General features: G+C 63.8%; 1 pseudogene. It reads left to right on the top strand.

What is annotated here, in order from left to right:
- Positions 1 to 298: pseudogene (locus A2J01_RS17430) on the top strand (MFS transporter); the annotation flags it as partial.

Here is a 298-nt window from a genome sequence, read left to right as displayed (position 1 = left end):
CGGTGGTCACCATCGGCTCGCTCGTGTACTCGATCATCAACGGATTCCACTTCGGGTGGACCGGCGGACCCATCGGTGCCGCCGTACTCGCTGCGATCGGCCTCGTCTCGTTCGTCGTCTGGGAACTGCGTCACCCGCAGCCACTGCTCGACGTCCGTAAGCTCGGCCAGCGCATGGTCGGCGGCGCGACGCTCGCCGTACTTCTGCTGTTCCTGGCCGCCTTCGGCGCCATCTACTTCATCTCACAGCAGTTCCAGTTCATCCTCGGCTACGGCGCACTCGAAACCGGTGTTCGTTT

This window comes from Rhodococcus sp. EPR-134 (assembly GCF_001647205.1).
In the GTDB taxonomy this organism is placed as follows: Bacteria; Actinomycetota; Actinomycetes; order Mycobacteriales; family Mycobacteriaceae; genus Rhodococcus_F; species Rhodococcus_F qingshengii.
Note: the sequence above shows the minus strand (reverse complement) of the source record. Positions and strands in the feature narration are given on the sequence as shown.